The organism is Mesorhizobium maamorense (assembly GCF_044998965.1).
Taxonomy (GTDB): Bacteria; Pseudomonadota; Alphaproteobacteria; order Rhizobiales; family Rhizobiaceae; genus Mesorhizobium.
This window is the reverse complement of the sequence record NZ_CP173356.1, coordinates 1,893,812-1,910,910: the sequence shown is the minus strand read 5'-3', so window position 1 is coordinate 1,910,910 and position 17,099 is coordinate 1,893,812. Positions and strand designations below refer to the sequence as shown.

16 protein-coding genes and 3 pseudogenes are annotated in these 17,099 nt (G+C 63.6%); 8 read left to right on the top strand and 11 right to left on the bottom strand.

Annotated features, from left to right (window positions below):
* The first annotated feature begins 1 nt into the window (after nt 1).
* From ACIU1A_RS09835 to ACIU1A_RS09820, 4 genes are read left to right on the top strand one after another with little or no spacing between them, the layout of a single operon-like run.
* Nucleotides 2–1,387 (top strand): aspartate aminotransferase family protein, encoded by a 1,386-nt coding sequence (locus tag ACIU1A_RS09835; protein WP_404927207.1) that lies wholly within the window; start codon nt 2–4, stop codon nt 1,385–1,387.
* 4 nt (nt 1,388–1,391) lie between these two features.
* Complete coding sequence (locus ACIU1A_RS09830; protein WP_404927206.1) at nt 1,392–2,321, top strand: 3-keto-5-aminohexanoate cleavage protein; 930 nt, start codon at nt 1,392–1,394, stop codon at nt 2,319–2,321.
* A 52-nt stretch (nt 2,322–2,373) separates the two neighbouring features.
* Complete coding sequence (locus ACIU1A_RS09825) at nt 2,374–2,880, top strand: GNAT family N-acetyltransferase (RefSeq protein ID WP_140493779.1); 507 nt, start codon at nt 2,374–2,376, stop codon at nt 2,878–2,880.
* Nucleotides 2,877–3,905 (top strand): histone deacetylase family protein, encoded by a 1,029-nt coding sequence (locus tag ACIU1A_RS09820; protein WP_404927205.1) that lies wholly within the window; start codon nt 2,877–2,879, stop codon nt 3,903–3,905. Before ACIU1A_RS09825 ends, ACIU1A_RS09820 begins: the two co-directional genes overlap by 4 nt.
* A gap of 133 nt (nt 3,906–4,038) precedes the next feature.
* On the opposite strand, the gene ACIU1A_RS09815 is transcribed toward ACIU1A_RS09820, so the two are convergent.
* Nucleotides 4,039–5,106 carry an aldo/keto reductase gene (locus ACIU1A_RS09815; RefSeq protein ID WP_140673344.1) on the bottom strand — a complete coding sequence of 356 codons (1,068 nt, stop codon included), beginning with the start codon at nt 5,104–5,106 and terminating at the stop codon, nt 4,039–4,041.
* Between the two features lie 121 nt (nt 5,107–5,227).
* Nucleotides 5,228–5,695 carry a hypothetical protein gene (locus ACIU1A_RS09810; protein WP_140494990.1) on the bottom strand — a complete coding sequence of 156 codons (468 nt, stop codon included), beginning with the start codon at nt 5,693–5,695 and terminating at the stop codon, nt 5,228–5,230.
* Nucleotides 5,696–6,081: 386 nt separating this feature from the next.
* Between ACIU1A_RS09810 and ACIU1A_RS09805 the strand changes: the two genes are divergently transcribed.
* Nucleotides 6,082–6,246, top strand: coding sequence for a hypothetical protein (locus ACIU1A_RS09805; RefSeq protein WP_140493788.1), 165 nt, complete (start codon nt 6,082–6,084; stop codon nt 6,244–6,246).
* A 58-nt stretch (nt 6,247–6,304) separates the two neighbouring features.
* Here ACIU1A_RS09805 and ACIU1A_RS09800 read toward each other — a convergent pair whose 3' ends face one another.
* Nucleotides 6,305–6,811 (bottom strand): DUF1993 family protein, encoded by a 507-nt coding sequence (locus ACIU1A_RS09800; RefSeq protein ID WP_140517685.1) that lies wholly within the window; start codon nt 6,809–6,811, stop codon nt 6,305–6,307.
* 142 nt (nt 6,812–6,953) lie between these two features.
* On the opposite strand from ACIU1A_RS09800, the pseudogene ACIU1A_RS09795 reads away from it, so the two are divergent.
* Nucleotides 6,954–7,990: pseudogene (locus ACIU1A_RS09795) on the top strand (DUF1176 domain-containing protein).
* A 16-nt stretch (nt 7,991–8,006) separates the two neighbouring features.
* Here ACIU1A_RS09795 and ACIU1A_RS09790 read toward each other — a convergent pair.
* From ACIU1A_RS09790 to ACIU1A_RS09760, 7 genes and pseudogenes are all read right to left on the bottom strand, one after another.
* Complete coding sequence (locus tag ACIU1A_RS09790; RefSeq protein ID WP_404927895.1) at nt 8,007–8,855, bottom strand: alpha/beta hydrolase family protein; 849 nt, start codon at nt 8,853–8,855, stop codon at nt 8,007–8,009.
* 254 nt (nt 8,856–9,109) lie between these two features.
* Entirely contained in the window at nt 9,110–10,720 is a 1,611-nt protein-coding gene (locus tag ACIU1A_RS09785) for an NTP transferase domain-containing protein (protein ID WP_404927204.1), read from the bottom strand.
* Nucleotides 10,717–11,420, bottom strand: a pseudogene (locus tag ACIU1A_RS09780) (XdhC family protein). The gene ACIU1A_RS09785 and the pseudogene ACIU1A_RS09780 overlap by 4 nt, the downstream one beginning before the upstream one ends.
* A gap of 6 nt (nt 11,421–11,426) precedes the next feature.
* Nucleotides 11,427–11,765, bottom strand: a complete 339-nt coding sequence (locus tag ACIU1A_RS09775) for an XdhC family protein (protein ID WP_404927203.1) — start codon at nt 11,763–11,765, stop codon at nt 11,427–11,429.
* Between the two features lie 57 nt (nt 11,766–11,822).
* On the bottom strand, nt 11,823–13,067 hold the full coding sequence (locus ACIU1A_RS09770; protein ID WP_404927894.1) for a vWA domain-containing protein: 1,245 nt from the start codon (nt 13,065–13,067) through the stop codon (nt 11,823–11,825).
* A gap of 11 nt (nt 13,068–13,078) precedes the next feature.
* On the bottom strand, nt 13,079–14,008 hold the full coding sequence (locus ACIU1A_RS09765) for a MoxR family ATPase (protein ID WP_140493800.1): 930 nt from the start codon (nt 14,006–14,008) through the stop codon (nt 13,079–13,081).
* Entirely contained in the window at nt 14,005–14,532 is a 528-nt protein-coding gene (locus ACIU1A_RS09760; protein ID WP_404927202.1) for a flavin reductase, read from the bottom strand. The genes ACIU1A_RS09765 and ACIU1A_RS09760 overlap by 4 nt, the downstream gene beginning before the upstream one ends.
* A gap of 180 nt (nt 14,533–14,712) precedes the next feature.
* On the opposite strand from ACIU1A_RS09760, the pseudogene ACIU1A_RS09755 reads away from it, so the two are divergent.
* Nucleotides 14,713–15,785, top strand: a pseudogene (locus ACIU1A_RS09755) (branched-chain amino acid ABC transporter substrate-binding protein).
* Nucleotides 15,785–16,804, top strand: coding sequence for a P1 family peptidase (locus ACIU1A_RS09750; RefSeq protein ID WP_140493806.1), 1,020 nt, complete (start codon nt 15,785–15,787; stop codon nt 16,802–16,804). Before ACIU1A_RS09755 ends, ACIU1A_RS09750 begins: the two are co-directional and overlap by 1 nt.
* An 11-nt stretch (nt 16,805–16,815) precedes the next feature.
* Here the strand turns inward: ACIU1A_RS09750 and ACIU1A_RS09745 are convergent, their stop codons facing one another.
* Nucleotides 16,816–17,070, bottom strand: a complete 255-nt coding sequence (locus ACIU1A_RS09745) for a DUF2171 domain-containing protein (protein ID WP_140493808.1) — start codon at nt 17,068–17,070, stop codon at nt 16,816–16,818.
* Nucleotides 17,071–17,099: the final 29 nt, after the last annotated feature.

Here is a 17,099-nt window from a genome sequence, read left to right as displayed (position 1 = left end):
CATGTCGAAAGCCCAGACCGCCGCCCCGGACATTGACGCCCGGCGCCAATCGCATCTGTTCTACCTCTCCAGCCTGCGCCGGCCGCTGATCGACCGTGCCGAGGGCATCTATATGTGGACGCAGGACGGCCGCCGTTTCATCGACGGATCGAGCGGCCCGATGGTCGCCAATATCGGTCATTCCAACCGCAATGTGCTCGACGCCATGAAGCGGCAGATGGACCGCGCCACCTTCGCCTACCGGCTGCATTTCGAGAACGAACCGGCAGAAGAGCTGGCGCGTGAGCTGGCCGGCAAGCTGCCCGAAGGCATGGATCGCATCTTCTTCGTCTCAGGCGGCTCGGAAGCGACCGAATCGTGCATTAAGCTGGCGCGGCAGTGGGCGGTGGCCACCGGCCAAGCCAGCCGCTGGAAGGTGATCACGCGCTTCCCCTCCTATCACGGCGGCACGCTGGGTTCACTGTCGATCACCGGCGACTACGCGCTGGCCGAGACCTTCACGCCAATGATGCGGGTGATGCCGACCGTGCCGGCACCGGCAGCCTGGCGCGACCGCGACAATCTCTCGATGGAACAGCGCGGTCTCCGCTATGCCGACATGCTGGAGGAGAAGATCCTGGCCGAGGGGCCGGAGAGCGTGGTCGCCTTCATCATGGAACCGATCGGCGGCGCGGCGACAGCGGCGCTTGTCGCGCCGGACAGTTATTATGGGCGCATCCGCGAAATCTGCGACCGCTACGGCATCCTGCTCATCCATGACGAAGTGATGAGCGGCGCCGGCCGCACGGGAAAATTCCTCGGCGGCGACCATTGGAACTGCAAGCCGGACATCGTCGCGCTATCAAAAGGCCTGGGATCGGGTTACGCGCCGCTCGGCGCGCTGGCGGCGCCGATGCGGCTGGTGCAGCCGCTGCTCGCCTCCGGCGGCTTCCAGCACGGCCATACCTATGCCGGCAATCCGCTCGCCTGCGCCGCAGGGCTGGCCGTGCTCGGCGAAATGGACCGCCTCGACCTGATCGCCAATGCCGCCGCCATGGGCGATGTGCTGATGGAGGGATTGCGGGAGCTAGCCAAGCGCTTCCCGTTCATCGCCAACGTGCGCGGCAAGGGCCTGCTCACCGGTGCCGAGATGGTTGCCGACCCCGAAACGCTGCGGCCGATAGACCAGGGCAAAAAGGCCACGCAGCGCCTCCTCGACCTCGCCTATGAGCGCGGGCTGATCATCTATGGCCGCAAGGTCAAGGGCGGTGTCGACGGCGACAATTTCATGGTCGCGCCGCCGATGATCGTCACTAGCGAACAGGTCGGCGAGATCGTCTCCATCATCGGCGAGTCGCTCGAAGTTCTGGCTGCCGAACTCGACCTGCCGGTCGAAGGCCAGGGATAAAACAATGGCGCCGAGAAAGGTCATCATCACCTGCGCCGTCACCGGCTCGGTCCATACACCGTCCATGTCGCCTTATCTGCCGGTAACGCCGGACCAGATCGCGGCGGATGCCATCGCCGCGGCCGAGGCCGGTGCCTCGATCCTGCATCTGCATGCCCGCGACCCAAAAGACGGCCGGCCAACGGCCGATCCGGACGTGTTCATGCAGTTCCTGCCGCGCATCAAGCAGGCGACGTCGGCGGTGATCAACATCACAACCGGCGGCTCCTCCCTGATGACGCTGGACCAGCGGCTGGCGGCACCTTTGCGGGCCGAGCCCGAAATGTGTTCGCTCAACATGGGCTCGATGAATTTCGCGCTGTTCCCGGTGCTCGACAAGCCAAGGGAATGGCAACACGAATGGGAACCGAAGCTGCTGGAAGCCACACGCGACACGATCTTCAAGAATACCTTCGCCGACATGGAGGGCGTTCTCGAGAGACTGGGCAAGGGCTGCGGCACGCGCTTCGAATTCGAATGCTACGATGTCGGCCATCTCTATTCGCTGGCGCATTTCCGAGACCGCGGGCTGGTGTCGGGGCCGCTGTTCATCCAGTTCGTGCTGGGTATTCTTGGCGGCATTGGCGCCGATCCGGACAATCTCATCCACATGAAGCGCATCGCCGACAAGCTATTCGGCGACAGCTACCAGTTCTCGGTGCTGGCCGCGGGCCGCCACCAGATGCCGCTGATCTCGATCGCCGCGGCGATGGGCGGCAATGTCCGTGTCGGGCTCGAAGATAGTCTCTACGATGGCCGCCAGTTGGCGAAATCCAACGCCGATCAGGTGCGCCGTATCCGTGGCATTCTCGATGGACTGTCGCTGGAGGTTGCCACGCCGGCCGAAGCACGCGACATGCTGGCGCTGAAGGGTGGCGACAGGGTAGCGTTTTAATGCGACTGGCTGAGATGATAGTGCTCCGTCACACCTTGGCTCCCTGCTTGCCATGACAAGTCCGGAAAAAATCCTCCTCCGCCCCGGACGAATCGAAGACGTCGAAACCATCCATGCCGCAATTCTGAAGCTCGGCACCCATATCGGCGCGCCCGAAGAAATCGTCTCAACGCCAGACGATCTCAGGACCTGGGGCTTTGGCGAAAGACCTGCCTTCTCGACCCTGATCGCCGAAGTCGATGGCGAATTCGCCGGACTGTGCCTCTATTTCCCGATCTTCTCGACCTGGATGGGGCGGCCCGGCGTCTATGTGCAGGACCTCTATGTCGAGGACCGGTTTCGCGGCCGCAGGATCGGCGAGCGCCTGCTGCGGCGCGTCGCGGCCGAGTGCCGCAAGCAAGGCGGCGCTTATCTCAGATTGTCCGTCGATACCGACAATGAGAGCGCAAAGGCCTTTTATGAACGGCTGGGCATCGCCTGGTCGAGCTACGAGCAGACGCAGAAGATCATCGGCGACGCTTTCTTCGCCTTTGCCGACGCGCCGGAGAAAAAAGAATGAAAGCCTTCTACGCGCAGGAGCAGAAGCGCCACGACCCCAAGGCTTTCCTTTCCAGCGGCGCCCCGCAGCCCAATCCGGAAAAGCCGGAGCGCGTCGAGAGATTGTTAGCAGGCGCAAAATCGGCCGGCTGCACGATCCAGCGGCCGCGCAATCACGGACTTGGTCCGGTCGCGGCGGTGCACACGCCCGAATATCTCGATTTCCTGGAGCATATCTACACGCGTTGGCAACGCATCGAGGGTGCCTCGGCGGAAGTGATCCCCAACATTCACCCGATCGTGCGCAACGGCTCCTATCCGGCCTCCGCGGTCGGCCAGGCTGGATACCACATGGCCGACACGGCCTGCCCGATCTCTGGCGAGACCTGGCAAAGCGCGCTGTGGAGCGCCTGGAGCGCGGTCGAAGCGGCGGAAGCGGTGATGGCGGGCGCGCCGGCCGCCTATGCGCTTTGCCGCCCGCCCGGTCACCATGCGTTCGCCGATGTCGCCGGCGGCTTCTGCTTCATCAACAATTCGGCTGTGGCGGCGCAGGTACTGCGCAAACAGGCGGCACGCGTGGCGATCCTTGACGTTGACCTGCATCACGGCAACGGCACGCAAGGCATTTTCTATGGGCGGCCCGACGTGCTCACCGTCTCGCTGCATGCCGATCCGGTGCGGTTTTATCCGTTCTTCTGGGGCCATGCTGACGAGCGCGGCGAAGGCCCCGGCCTCGGTTATAATTTCAACCTGCCGCTGCCACGCAAATCCGCCGACGCGGCGTTTCTGGAAGCGCTTCAGGTGGCGTTCCAGCGCATCCGCGCCTTCGCGCCCGACGCGCTGGTCGTGGCGCTCGGGCTCGACGCGTTCGAGGGTGATCCGTTCGGCGGGCTTTCGGTGACGACGCCAGGTTTCTCGCGCATCGGCGAAGCCATCGCCAAGCTCGGCCTGCCGACGACAATCGTTCAGGAAGGCGGCTATCTCTGCGACGAACTCTGTGACAACCTCACCGCTTTCCTGACCGGGTTCGGCACCAAGGCACGCTGACAGGTCGAGCTGCGCCTGAGACCTCCATCGGTCAGAGCGAGAGCGGGAAATTTTCCACGCAATGTTTCGATCGGAAAATCCACCATCGTCTCCATCGCGCTGTTATTCCCAGACAATTCAACTTCCGAGTCGATCAAGGACAGGGATTGCCGACCCGCTGATGAATGGCGTCCACTGCCTTCTGCATCTCTTCGGTCCAGACAACCTCCACTGAAGACAGCGCCATTTCCAACTGCGAAATGGTCGTCGCGCCAATGATGTTCGACGTGACAAAGGGCCGGCTCGATACATAGGCGTTGGCGAACAGCGCCGGCTCCAGGCCGAAGGAGCGCGCCAGCTCGTTGTATTCAAGCTGCGCCTCTGCGGCATTGGGGGTCTCGTAACGCTGGCCGCGGTTGAAGAGCTGCGAGCGCGACCCCTGCGGGCGCGCGCCGTGATCGTATTTGCCCGAGAGATAGCCCTGCGCGAGCGGCGAATAGGCAAGCAGCGAGACCTCTTCGCGATCGCAGACTTCGGCGAGGTTCACCTCGAAGGTCCGGTTGACCAGATTATAGGCGTTCTGAATCGAGGCGACCCGTGGACCAATAGCTTTGTCAGCCTCTGCAATGAAGCGCATGACGCCCCAGGAGCTCTCGTTGGAGAGACCGAAATGCCGGATCTTTCCGGCCTTCATCAGTTCATCAAAAACGGCAAGCGTCTCCGCGATCGGCGTTTCTCCGGTCGGCGCCCCGACGGAATCAGCGCGGCGCGCCACGGCCCCCACGCGCGTCGGATTGGCGCCCCAGGGTATGTCCCGCTCCGGCCAGTGGATCTGGTAGAGGTCGATATAATCCGTGCCGAGCCTGATCAGCGATTTGTCGACGGCATCGAAGATATCGGCGCGCACAAGCTGCGACGGCCTGTCGCCGCGAAACCAGTTGTTTGCGGTGCGGCCGACGACCTTGGAGGCGAGTATCACCTTGTCGCGGTTGCCCTTTGCCTTCATCCAGCTGCCGATGATCTTCTCGGTCCGTCCTTGCGTCTCCGCCTTGGGCGGGATCGGGTAAAGCTCGGCAGTATCGATGAAATTCACCCCGCGCGCGAAGGCCAGGTCCATCTGGGCGTGGCCGTCGGCTTCGGTGTTCTGCTGGCCCCAGGTCATCGAACCGAGGCAGATCTGGGTGACAAGAAGATCGGTCCGACCGAGACGGCGTTTGTGCATGGAAGTGTGCTCCGGCGGGAAAAGCTTGCGCGGCTGCGCGGGGAAGGAAGTTTCATCCTACAAGAAAGCAGAGGCGCTCTCCAAGCCTCGGCAAACCGACTTTTGCGTGAACCAGACTGCGCTAGCGGCGAGCCCCTGCCAGGGCGCGCCGCTTGGCCTCGTCGATCAGCATGTTGGCTACCTGCATGCGGATCATGGCGCGCTGGCGCAGGTGCGGCGCGACGCGATCGGGATGGTTGGAAAAGGCGAAACTGCGGCGCATGCGACCAAAGTCGGCGACAGCCTTAGGCGTGTCCAATCCCAATTCCACGGCAATCGATTCGGGATCGATCGGCGGCAGTTTTTCTTCGGGCCTCGTCTCTTCACCCGCAAGTGCCAGCTTCGCATGATCGAGCAGAGCCGCGAATTCTGCGGCGAGATCCGCGCCTGCCTCGCGATATTCCGTGGCAAATCCGCTGCCAGAAACCTTGATGCGGCCGGAATGGAGCTCGTCGGCGACGGAAAGATAGTCAAACGGAATCGACGGGCGAGTGGCGGCCTCTTCGCCTCCCCCGTCCTTGTCGGAGGCAACGAAGAGATCATCGAGCAACGAAGCGAAATCCCGCTTGGCGCTGGTAACGATGTCAGCCTCCCCAGTCTCACGGTGTGTCCGAGACATCCACCTTAGGGTCCGCTCGTTAAAAATGCATGCCGCCGATTTTAACAATTGAAGGTTTACGGGGCTGGACCACGCCCGGTCAGTCACAAAAAAGCCGGACTGCGGTTGGTGCAGTCCGGAATTCGCCAGAAGCGGCGAGGAAAAACCGGCCATGTGCCAGCAACAGGGATACGATTCGCGATCTGCGAAAGTTTCAGGCGATGCAGGATCATGGCAGAAAATTTTGCTGAGCATGGCAGGCATGCAAATGCTGCACTGCACAATTGTCACGAATCCCCTATACTCGGACGCTGGGAGGTCCAATAGGGGCCTGGATTATGGGGTTCTTCACTGAAATGTTCGCACGGCCACGGCCGCAGGAACATCTGCGTTATCGTGCCGCGCTCGCGCTGCTGCATTCCATGAGCAATGCGGACCGCGCCGACATCGGCATCAAGCCCGCCGATTTCCCGCGCATCGCCCGCGAAATGTCCGTTCGCTAGTTCGGCCAGCCAGGGATATTCCGGCTCCGGACGGGCAACGCCTTGACGACGTGATCCGTCAACGCGAGCCCAGGAACGTTGCCTTGCCCAGCGGCACGCCATTATGGCGAAGAATGTCGTAGGCGGTGGTGAGGTGGAAATAGAAGTTGGGCATGGCCAGATGCAGGAGATACTGCAAACCGGCCATCGAGACCTCGCGCCCGCCGAGCCTGACCTCGACAATCCGCTCGTCCGAACCTTCCAGATCGGCCGCGGAGAACGTCGCCAGATGGTCAAGCGTCTTAGCGATGCGCGCATGCAATTCGGCAAAGCTCGCCTCGTTGTCCTCGTATTTGGGAACCTCCCGGCCGGCGAGCCGCGATGGGGCTCCCTTGGCATGGTCGGTGGCGATCTGCACCTGCCTGGTCAAGGCGAACATGTCGGGCGCCAGCCGCGCCGTCAGGAACACCTGCGGGTCGATCTTGCGCTCGCCGGCGTTTTGTTCGGCCGTGGACAGCACGCTGGACAGCGCTTTCAACCGGGCCGAAAACACAGCCACCGATACTTCATACATGGATAGGGTCACGCAATTATCTCCCGGGGCAGTTGAAGCGCCGCGAGCGCGAACTAGCGCCTTCCCGGGCTATTCTTCAAGCGATACCCGCAAGGCGTCACCACGTCGCCGCAATCACCGTGGTAGAATCTCCGTTACCGCGTGGAGATTCCCGATGAGACACGCTTTTCTCGCAGCGACTGCCTTGTTCTCCCTTGCCTCGACCGCCCAGTCGGCACCTGCCGACGAGCCCCCTACGTCGATGACAGGTCGAGCGCCGAGGCAGTTGTCCGCTCGCTCTACAGTGCCATCAACCGGCATGAATTCGCACGTGCCTGGGGTTATTATGGCGATACCAAGCCGGCCAAGGACTTCGACAGCTTCGTCAAGGGCTATGACGGTACCGACAAGGTGGATGTCAGGACCGGCGCCGTATCCAATGAGGGCGCGGCAGGCAGCATCTACTACAGCGTGCCGGTCGCCATCCAGGCAACCGACAAGAAGGGCGAGGCGAAGGTCTTTGCCGGCTGCTACACGCTGCGCCAGGTCAATGCCCAGATTCAGGCGCCGCCATTCCAGCCGATCTTCATCGACAGCGGGGCGCTGAAGCCGTCGAGCGCGGATTTCGAGGAGGCTGTGCCCGCTAGCTGTGGCGACGGCCCGCCACCTCCGAAAAAGGATGCAGCGCTGGAGCAGGCCAAGAAGGCTTTCCTGGCCAGCTATAGCGACCAATGCGACAAGGATCTCGCGGCCAAGGAGCCGGAGATTTTTTCCATCAAATACAGGGACAAGGATGCGGCGGCCGGCGATCCCGACAAGGAAACGCGCCTGTTCCATTTTTCCTGCTCGGCGGCCGCCTACAATGAAAGCTCGATCTACTACATGACCGACGAGGCGAACGGCGTCAGGCAATTGCAGTTCACCGAACCGGAGATGGACATCCGCTACGTGAACAACGACAGCGAAGGCAAGGTCGAATCCATGCACATCGTCGGCTTCCGGACCACTGGCTGGGCGACCAATTCCAGCTACGACCAGGACGCCCACACGATCACCACCTTCAACAAGTGGCGCGGCGCCGGCGATGCCTCGTCAGCAGGCACCTATCTGTTCCGCAACGGCGATTTTTCGCTCGTCCAGTACGACGTCGACGCTTCCTACGACGGCGAGGAGAACCCGCAGACGGTTGTCGACTACAACACCGCTCCTTGAGCCGTGCGGCGTCCGATCAGGGCGCCTTCGACAGCATCCAGTTCAACGCGCCGCGCCAGTCGACCATGCGGATGGGGGTGCCGTGCGTGCCCGTCTCGAAGCGCACGAAGCGGGTCGGATAGGCTTTCGATTTGGCAATGATGGACCGGAAGAAGGATTCCTGGTTTGCCACGGGAAAGACCACGTCATGGCTGCCCTGACCGAAGAAAACCGGCACGTGGCGCCTGAAGGCTGGGCTGGAGAAGAAACTCTCGTCCCAAAGCGAGCCAAGCAGCAGAAGCCCGTCGATTTGCCCGCCCGTGTCCGTGCGGGCGGCAAGCTTCCAGCACAATGCGCCGCCCATCGAGCCGCAGGCGACGAAGATCTTCGCGCCCGGCGACTGTTGCGCATAGTGATCGATCAGCGCCGCGACCTGTGCCGCGCCCTTGTCGCCGAAATCGGGGAAGTCAGGGCTGAGATAAAGGCCGCCATTGCCTGCCATCAGGTTTTTGATGCGGTTGAAATTGCCGCCGAAGGTGAAGTCGTCGACACCTTGCTTGCGGCTGCCGCCCTGCCCGTGCAGGTAGAGCACGATGACGGAAGCCCCTTGCGCCTTGCCTACGGCGATGTGCCGGACGTCGCCGGCATCGGTTTTCAACAGCAGATCCTGCTGCACCTTGCGCACACCGGTATCGGTATACTGTGCATGCACGCGCTTTTCCGGCACCTCGTCGCGCTGGTTGATGTCGCGCATCTCGCGGTAGTCGATCACCGTGTAGTCGCCGTTGGTCTCTGACGAGAGCGTAGCGGGATAGGCGAACAGATCGTCCTTGAAGGGTTTTAGTTGGAGAGCAGAGGCCTGGGCAGCAGAAAACAGGAAAAATATCGAAATCAGAAAGGCAGGGAACGTGAGTGCCCCCCTCTGGCCTGCCGGCCATCTCCCCCTCAAGCGGGGAGATTGGCAGTTTCGGTGGCCGCGCCCTTCTGCCGGCCTTCGAGATTGGCGAAAGCCGAAATGATGTCCAATCTCCCCGCTTGAGGGGGAGATGGCCGGCAGGCCAGAGGGGGGAAGAAGCGCTGACATTAACGAAATGAAACCGGAAGCCATACCGCAGGCTTGCGTAATTCGGCCTGGGTTTGTCAATCCTGCAGCACGCCGCCGGCGCCTTCCAGCGCCTCGCGAGTGTCAACATCGACGGATGCGCCCTCGCCGATCTCTACATCGACGACGTCAAGTCCTCCGGCCTCGACCAGGTGGCGTGCGCCGGTATCACCTTCGAGATGGGCGACAGCCGGAAACAGCGAGCGCGGCAGGAGGACCGGATTGCCGCGTTTGCCAAGGTGCGAGGCGCGGACCACCGAATTGCCTCCTGCCCCGCGAAACGCATCGATCAGCCGGTCGAGATCGCCGGACGAGACACCCGGCATGTCTCCGAGGACGATCATCGCACCGGCGGCATCTCCCGGCAGATAGGCCATACCGGCTTTCAGGGAGGTGGAGAGCCCATCGGCAAAATCGGGATTGTCGGCGAAGGTCACGTCCAGGCCCGACAACGCGCCGCGCACCCGCTCACGTTGATGGCCGGTGACGACGATCGTGCCCGAAGCTTTCGAGGCGAGCGCACGCTCTGCTGTACGGCGGACCAACGGTTGGCCGTCGAAAAGCGCCATAAGCTTGTTCGGCCCGCCCATGCGGCTCGAACGGCCCGCCGCCAAAAGCACGATCCCGACCTTGAGCCGGCTTACGGCCGGCAGCGGTTCGCGCGGCTGGGGGCGTGTCGGGATTTCCATCAGCAGGCCGCCGACGCCCATGCCGGCGATGTCGGTCGCCGTTACGTCGAGGCCGGCGATCAGCCGGTCGAGCACCCAGTCGAAGCCGTTCTCCTTGGGGCTGCGGGCGCAGCCCGGCGCGCCGATGATCTGCTTGCCGGCGAGCCTGCCGAGCACCAGTAGATTGCCGGGGTCGACCGGCATGCCGGCGCGGATGACAGTACCGCCCGCTTCCTCGATCGCGGCCGGAACGACGTCGGCGAAATCGCTCATGGCCGAAGCGCCGAAGATCACCACCATGTCGTTATCGCGCGCCAGCGAGGCGGCCGCCTCGGCAACCGGCGCAACCTCGTGCGGCGTGCGGCGCTCGGCCGTCAGCCGCCCGCCCGAACGCGCCAGCCGTGCCTCGGTGACGCGCAGCGTCTTGTCGAGCACGCTCGGCTTGACGCCCGGCAAGACGGTCTGGATGACACCGACACGAATGGGCCGATAGGCATTGACGGCAAAGATCTCGCCGCCGGCGCAGATTTCCAGTACGGCATCGACCAGCGCCGACCCGACGGCGAAGGGAATGATTTTCACGGTTGCCACCATCTGGCCCTTTTCGACCGGCGCATGCTGGCCAAGCGTGGCGATGGTGATGGTTGGATCGACGGCATTGATGGCGTCGATCATCGCGCTGTTGACGGTGAAGACGCCAGCGGCTTGGGCATGGAGGTTGACCCGCCCGGTCGCGGCAGGCTTGGCCTCTACGTTGCGGTGGCGCATACCGGTCGCGATCCGTTCGGCGGCGGCGTCTTCGCCCAGATCGCCGGGAGAAAGCACGGCCGCGACGACTTCGCTGATGCCCGCCGCTTTCAGCACCCCGACATCCTCTGCACTCAGCCGATGCGCTTTGCGGAAACGTCGCTCGCCGACCGTCGTCGCGTGCGCAAGCACGGCGCCCTCGGCCTGTTCGATAGGAACCGGGCCGAATTTCACGCTGCGGCTTCCCTGGCTTCAAGGCCGCGCGAGCGAAACGCGTGAATGACCTGCGCCAGCACGGCGACGGCGATCTCGGCGGGGCTGGCCGCGCCGATGTCGAGACCGATCGGCGCCTGGATGCGGGCGATCTGCTCGGAACTGGCGCCTAGCGCCAACAGGCGCTCGACCCGCTTGGCATGGGTTTTCCTGCTGCCGAGTGCCCCGACATAGAAGCACCTGGCGTCGAGCGCCGCCTTCAGCGCGAAATCGTCGATCTTGGGATCGTGGGTGACGGCGGCGACCGCCGTATAGCTGTCGAGTGGCTGTCGTTGCAGCACCTCCTCAGGCCATTCGGCGTGCAACGCGACGTCGGGAAAGCGGTCCGACGTGGCAAAAGCCGTGCGCGGATCGATGATCTCGACTGGATAGCCGGCGATCCTGGCCATCGGCGCCAGCGCCTGGCTGATGTGCACGGCGCCGATCACCACCAGGCGCGGATGCGGCAGATGCGCGTTGAGAAAAAGGTGCGCCCTTCCGCTTCGACCGAGCCGGAATTCCCGGTGCGGAACGCCTTGCTGATCGCGGCACCGAGATCGCCGGCGACCGGATCGCCTTCGCGCACGATACGGTCGCGGCCGTCACCAAGATCGGTGACCAGGATCGTGGCGCGGCGGGCGCGGCGCTCGGCGTTGAGTGTTTTCAGCGCATAGGGATCCATCGAAGATCAGCCTAGCCTTTCCACATACACTTTGATGCGGCCGCCGCAGGAAAGGCCCACCTGCCAGGCGGTCTCGTCGGCGACGCCGAATTCCAGCATTCTGGGCTTGCCGGTACCGATGACGTCCATGGCCTCCGTGACCACGGCGCCTTCGACACAGCCGCCCGAAACCGAGCCGTGGAAATTGCCGTCGGCGTCGATGACCAGGTGGCTGCCGGCCGGGCGCGGCGCGGAACCCCAGGTCTCGACAACGGTCGCGATGGCGACATCCTTGCCATCCTTCACCCAGCCTTCCGCGATGATCAGCGGGTCGCGGGCCTCGTCGAGATAAATGCTGTCGCTCATCGTTGCTTCTCTCAGGGTCTGTTTTTCCTGGAAATATGTGTCTTCAGCAGCATATGGCTATGCGGCGCGCCTCGCGCCACCCTCCATCCATCGCCGCGGATCGACGGCATGTCCCGGCTTCCGGTCCAGCGAGGCGCAGAGATCCGCGAGCGCGTCGAGATTGTGCACGGCACGGAATTCATCGACATGCGGCAGTATCGCCCTGACGCCGCGGGCGCGCGCCTGGAAGCCGTCGAAGCGCAGCAAGGGGTTCAGCCAGATCAGCCGCCGGCAGGATTTGTGCAGACGCTCCATTTCCTCCGACAGGCCGTCGACCTCGTCTCGCTCCAGCCCGTCGGTGATCAAAAGCACCACCGCGCCCTGTCCCAGCACGCGACGCGACCACATCAGGTTGAACTCGGCCAGCGTGTCGCCGATGCGCGTGCCGCCCGACCAGTCCTTGACCGCGGTGGAACAGTCGGCCAGGGCGGCGTCGGGATCGCGATGGCGCATCTGTCGGCTCAGATTGGTGAGCCTGGTGCCGAAAACGAAAGTGTGCACGCGCCGGCGCTTTTCCGTCAGAGCATGCAGGAAATGCAGGAAGATGCGCGTGTACTGGCTCATCGAACCGGAAATGTCGGCAAGCACGACCAACGGCGGATACACTTCGCGGAGCGAGCGGAATTTCGGCAGGATCAGTTCGCCCCCAGTGCGTGCGGCCGAGCGCATCATGGCACGCGGATCGATGCGGCGACCGTGCGAATCGGCCTTGAAACGGCGCGTCCGCACCATATCGAAGGGCAACCGCAGTTCGGCGATCGCTTTCCTGGCGTCGGCCATCTCGGCGGCATTCATCTGAGCGAAATCCTTGGCCCTCAGCACCTCGTTGCCGGAGAAAGTAAAGCGCGCGTCGACCTCGATCTCGGGGATTTCCTGCGCCGGCTGGTTCCTGCTGTGGCCTGCGAACATGGCCTGGCTGACACGGCTTTCGGCCGCGCGTGGCTTCTGCTTCTCCCTGGTATCGGGCGCCACCGGCGAAAGCATCGCCAGCATCTTTTCGATCAGCTCACGCGACTTCCAGAATAGCCGGAAGGCCTCGTCAAAGATGGCATGGTCCTCATGCCGCGACACCAGCACGGCATGCAGCGTCCAGTAGAAATCGTCGCGCGCGCCGATGCCGGTGGCAAGTACCGCCTCGATGGCATCCTTGACCGAGGCCGGACCGACGCGCATGCCTGATTTGCGCAAGACACGGGCGAAATAGACGATGTTGTCGGCGATGTGACCGTCGACAGTCGCCTCCCTGGGTTCCGCGCGAGGCATGGCCATGAGCCCTACTCCGCCGCCGAAAGCTCGGCCTTCACCTCGTCGAGGATACGCCGGCCTTCGCCCTCGCCGATGCGGGCAATGTCGTCCTGGTATTTCAGCAGCACGCCGATCGTGTCGGAGACGGTTTCCGGGTCGAGCGCGACCTTGTCGAGTTCGGTCAACGCGCCGGCCCAGTCGATGGTCTCGGCAACGCCCGGCATCTTGAACAATTCGATCTGGCGGAGCTTCTGAATGAAGGAGACCACCTCGGCCGAAAGCCGGCTGTTCGCCTGCGGCACCTTGCGGCGCACGATCTCCAACTCCCGCTCGGCGCTGGGATAATCGACCCAGTGATAGAGGCAGCGCCGCTTCAGCGCGTCATGGATCTCGCGGGTGCGGTTGGTGGTGATTATGACGATCGGCGGCTCCTCCGCCCTGATCGTGCCGAGTTCGGGCACCGTCACCTGGAAATCGGAAAGGATCTCGAGCAGGAAGGCCTCGAACGCCTCGTCGGTACGGTCGAGCTCGTCAATCAGGAAAACCGGGGCGGCGCCGGCCTTGCCGGTCAGTGCATCGAGCACCGGACGGCGTATCAGGTATTTTTCCGAGAAAACATTGCGCTCCATGTCGGAGCGGTCAACCTTGCCGGCCGCCTCCTCCATGCGGATCTCGATCATCTGCGCGGCATAATTCCACTCATAGACGGCGGACGAGACGTCGAGACCTTCATAGCATTGCAGACGGATCAGCCGGCGGCCGAGCGCCTCTGCCAACACCTTGGCGATCTCGGTTTTGCCGACGCCGGCCTCGCCCTCGAGGAACAGCGGCCGCTTCATGCGCAGCGACAAGAAAAGCACGGTGGCCAACGACCGGTCCGCCACATAGTCCGCGCCGGTCAGGAGATCGAGCGTCTCGTCGATCGTCCGCGGCACGGGGCGCGGTTTTAGCTCGGTCATTCCTTCTCCGTGGACGCCTCTGCCCCGCTTTCCAGAACGTGGTAGCCGCGGGCGTGATAGATCAGCGGCCGTAAATTATCGCCCATGCGCAGGCCTGTCACCTTGCCAAAAAGCACACGATGGGTGGCCAGGTCCTTCGTGTCGATCAGTTCGCAGTCGAACACGGCGAGCGCGCCCTTCAAGGTCGGCGCGCCGGTGGAGATCGCATCCCACTCGCCGAGCGCGAAACGTTCCTCGACCGGCAGGCCGGTGATGCCGGAAAAGCCGATCGACAGCGGCTCCTGGTGCGAGGCAAGCGTGTTCAAGGCAAACCTGCCGTTTTTCACGAACGGCTCGTTCTTGGGATTTTCACGGTTCAGGCAGACCAAAATGGTCGGCGGCGTATCGGAAACCGAACAGGCGGCGATGACTGTCGCGCCACGCTTGCCGGCCGGCCCGTCGGTGGTCACCACATGGACGTGACCGGCAAAATGGCTCATCGCGTCGCGATAGGCCTGCGGTCCTATGTCGTTCTTCTTCAACACCGGAGATTTTCCATAGCCTGAACCCTACCGCTATATATGGCTAGATATGACATGCCACAAGCGAAGTGCTTGGCCCATATCCCGAAATTCGCGTGTTGCGCCAAGACCGGGCAGCCTTTAGGTCTTGGCGGGAGTGGCGCCGGGACCATCCGGGCTCGCTTGGAGGAAGTCTTCGACAGGATGCGACCCGGGGCAACGATATCTGCCGCGCTGGCCTGGCTGCTGCTAACCGGCGCTGCCAACGCCCAGACGCTGCTCGTCGGTGTTGCCGCGCCGCTCTCCGGATCCTCGGCGATCCTTGGCAGGCAGATCGAAGCCGGCGCCGAAGTGGCGGCCCAGGCGAACGGCATCGAGCTCAAGACCATCGACGATGCCTGCACGGCCGAGGGGGTGCCGCGGCAGCCCGGGAATTCGCGACCGCCAAGGTCAATGTCGTCGTGGGATTTCTCTGTACGGAAGCGATCGAGGCGGCGATGCCGATCTTGAAGGACGCAGGCATCGCCGTCATCACCGTTGGCGTGCGAACCGAAAGCCTGACTGACCGTCGTCCCAAGACCGGCTGGCCGGTCTACCGGCTCGGACCGAGGGGCGACGACGAGCGCAATGCCGTCGCCAACACCCTTACCCGGCTTTGGCAGAACGAACTGTTCGCCGTCATCGATGACGGCACCATCTACGGCCGTGAGATCGCCGAGACGTTGCGGGCGGCGGCCGAACAGGCGGCGCTGAAGCCGGTGTTCGTCGATACGTTCCGGCCGCAGCTCGACAACCAGATCGGTCTGATTGGCCGGCTGAAGAAGGCCGGCGCAACCCATGTCTTTGCCGGTGGCGACGGCGACGACATCGCCATCATGGGTCGCGACGCCGCGCAACTCGACGCCGGCATCGTATTCGCCGGCGGCGAGAACCTGCGCACTCCGCCCGGCGCAGTGCCCTATGCCACGGGAACGCTGATGATCGCTCCCCCGGAATGGGCCGATGTCGCCAATCCCAAGGTGCTCGAGGTGTTTGCCTCGCAGAAGATCGTGCCGGACGGCTACACGCTGCCGGCCTATGCGGCGGTAGAAACCGCCAAGGCGGCGATGGCGGAAGCCGCAAGCTCCGGCAGGCCGCTTGCGGAAGCGCTCATCGGGCATGATTTCACCACGGCGATCGGGCCGGTGCGCTTTGATGCGAAGGGCGACCTCAGCCGGAATCCGTACCGCGTCTTCCGGTTCGATGGCGCCCGCTTCGTACCGTTGGAAAGCAACTGATGTTTCGCACCGGCCCGCGCAACCTGATCACCGATGTCGCCGGTCTCAGCGTCGGCAATGCCTCCGATGCCCGACTGAAATCCGGCGTGACGACGGTCCTTTGCGACGAACCGGCCGTAGCCGGCGTCCAGATCCTGGGCGGTGCGCCGGGCACGCGCGAGACGGACCTGCTCGAACCCCACAATTCGGTTGAGACGGTCCATGCCGTGGTGCTGTCGGGCGGGTCGGCTTTCGGCCTCGACGCAGCGTCCGGCGTACAGGCAGCACTGCGCGAGCGTGGCATCGGCTTCGAGGTCGGCGGCTTTCGCGTGCCGATCGTGCCGGCGGCGATCCTGTTCGACCTGCGCAATGGCGGCGACAAGGACTGGGGCCGCTATCCGCCATACCGCGACCTCGGCTACGAGACGGTGCAGGCCGCCGGTTCGGATTTCCAGATCGGCACGACCGGCGCCGGCACCGGCGCGCTGACCTCCGGTCTCAAGAGCGGGCTTGGCTCGGCTTCGACGCTGCTTGACAATGGCGTCACCATCGGCGCGCTGGCGGCGGTCAATCCGATCGGCTCGGTGACCATCAGCCGAAGCCGCCATTTCTGGGCGGCTCCGTTCGAGATCGGCGATGAATTCGGCGGGCTTGGCTATCCCTCGCCAATGCCGGACGACGCCAAAAGCATCCTCTTGAAGTTTCGCGACAAGACGTTCACGGGCAAGGCGGATGCCGGCGGCAACACCACCATCGCCGTTATCGCCACCGATGCCGTTCTCACCAAGGCCGCCGCAAAGCGCCTGGCCATGTCAGCGCATGACGGTTTCGTGCGGGCCATATGGCCGACGCACACGCCGGCCGATGGCGATCTGGTCTTCGCGCTGGCGACCGGCAGGAGCGGTATCCGGCTCGAAGCCGACGCGGCAATCGACCTTTATGCCGCGGCAGGCGCCACGATGGCGCGCGCCATCACGCGCGGCGTTTTCGCCGCGACGCCCGCCGAGGGCGATCTGTTTCCGGTCTGGTCTTCGCGCTGACTTATACGCGATCAGGTGGGGTCGGACTTTTCTTCCTCGAAAGTGACCGCGACGTCGGAATTCGCCGACAGCCAGACCTTCTTTCCCTCGACCTCCGCGACAAGGCTCAGGGGAATGAAATGATGGTGCCCCTTATGCGTGCCCATGCCGCTGTCGGACTTGGTCAGCTTGATCCGCTGCCCCTCGACTTTGTCGACCGTGCCGACATGAACGCCATCGGCACCGATCACTTCCATATGCTCACGAATTTTGCTGGTGTCGGTCATGGTGGTTCTCCATTGGGACTGCCGACAAT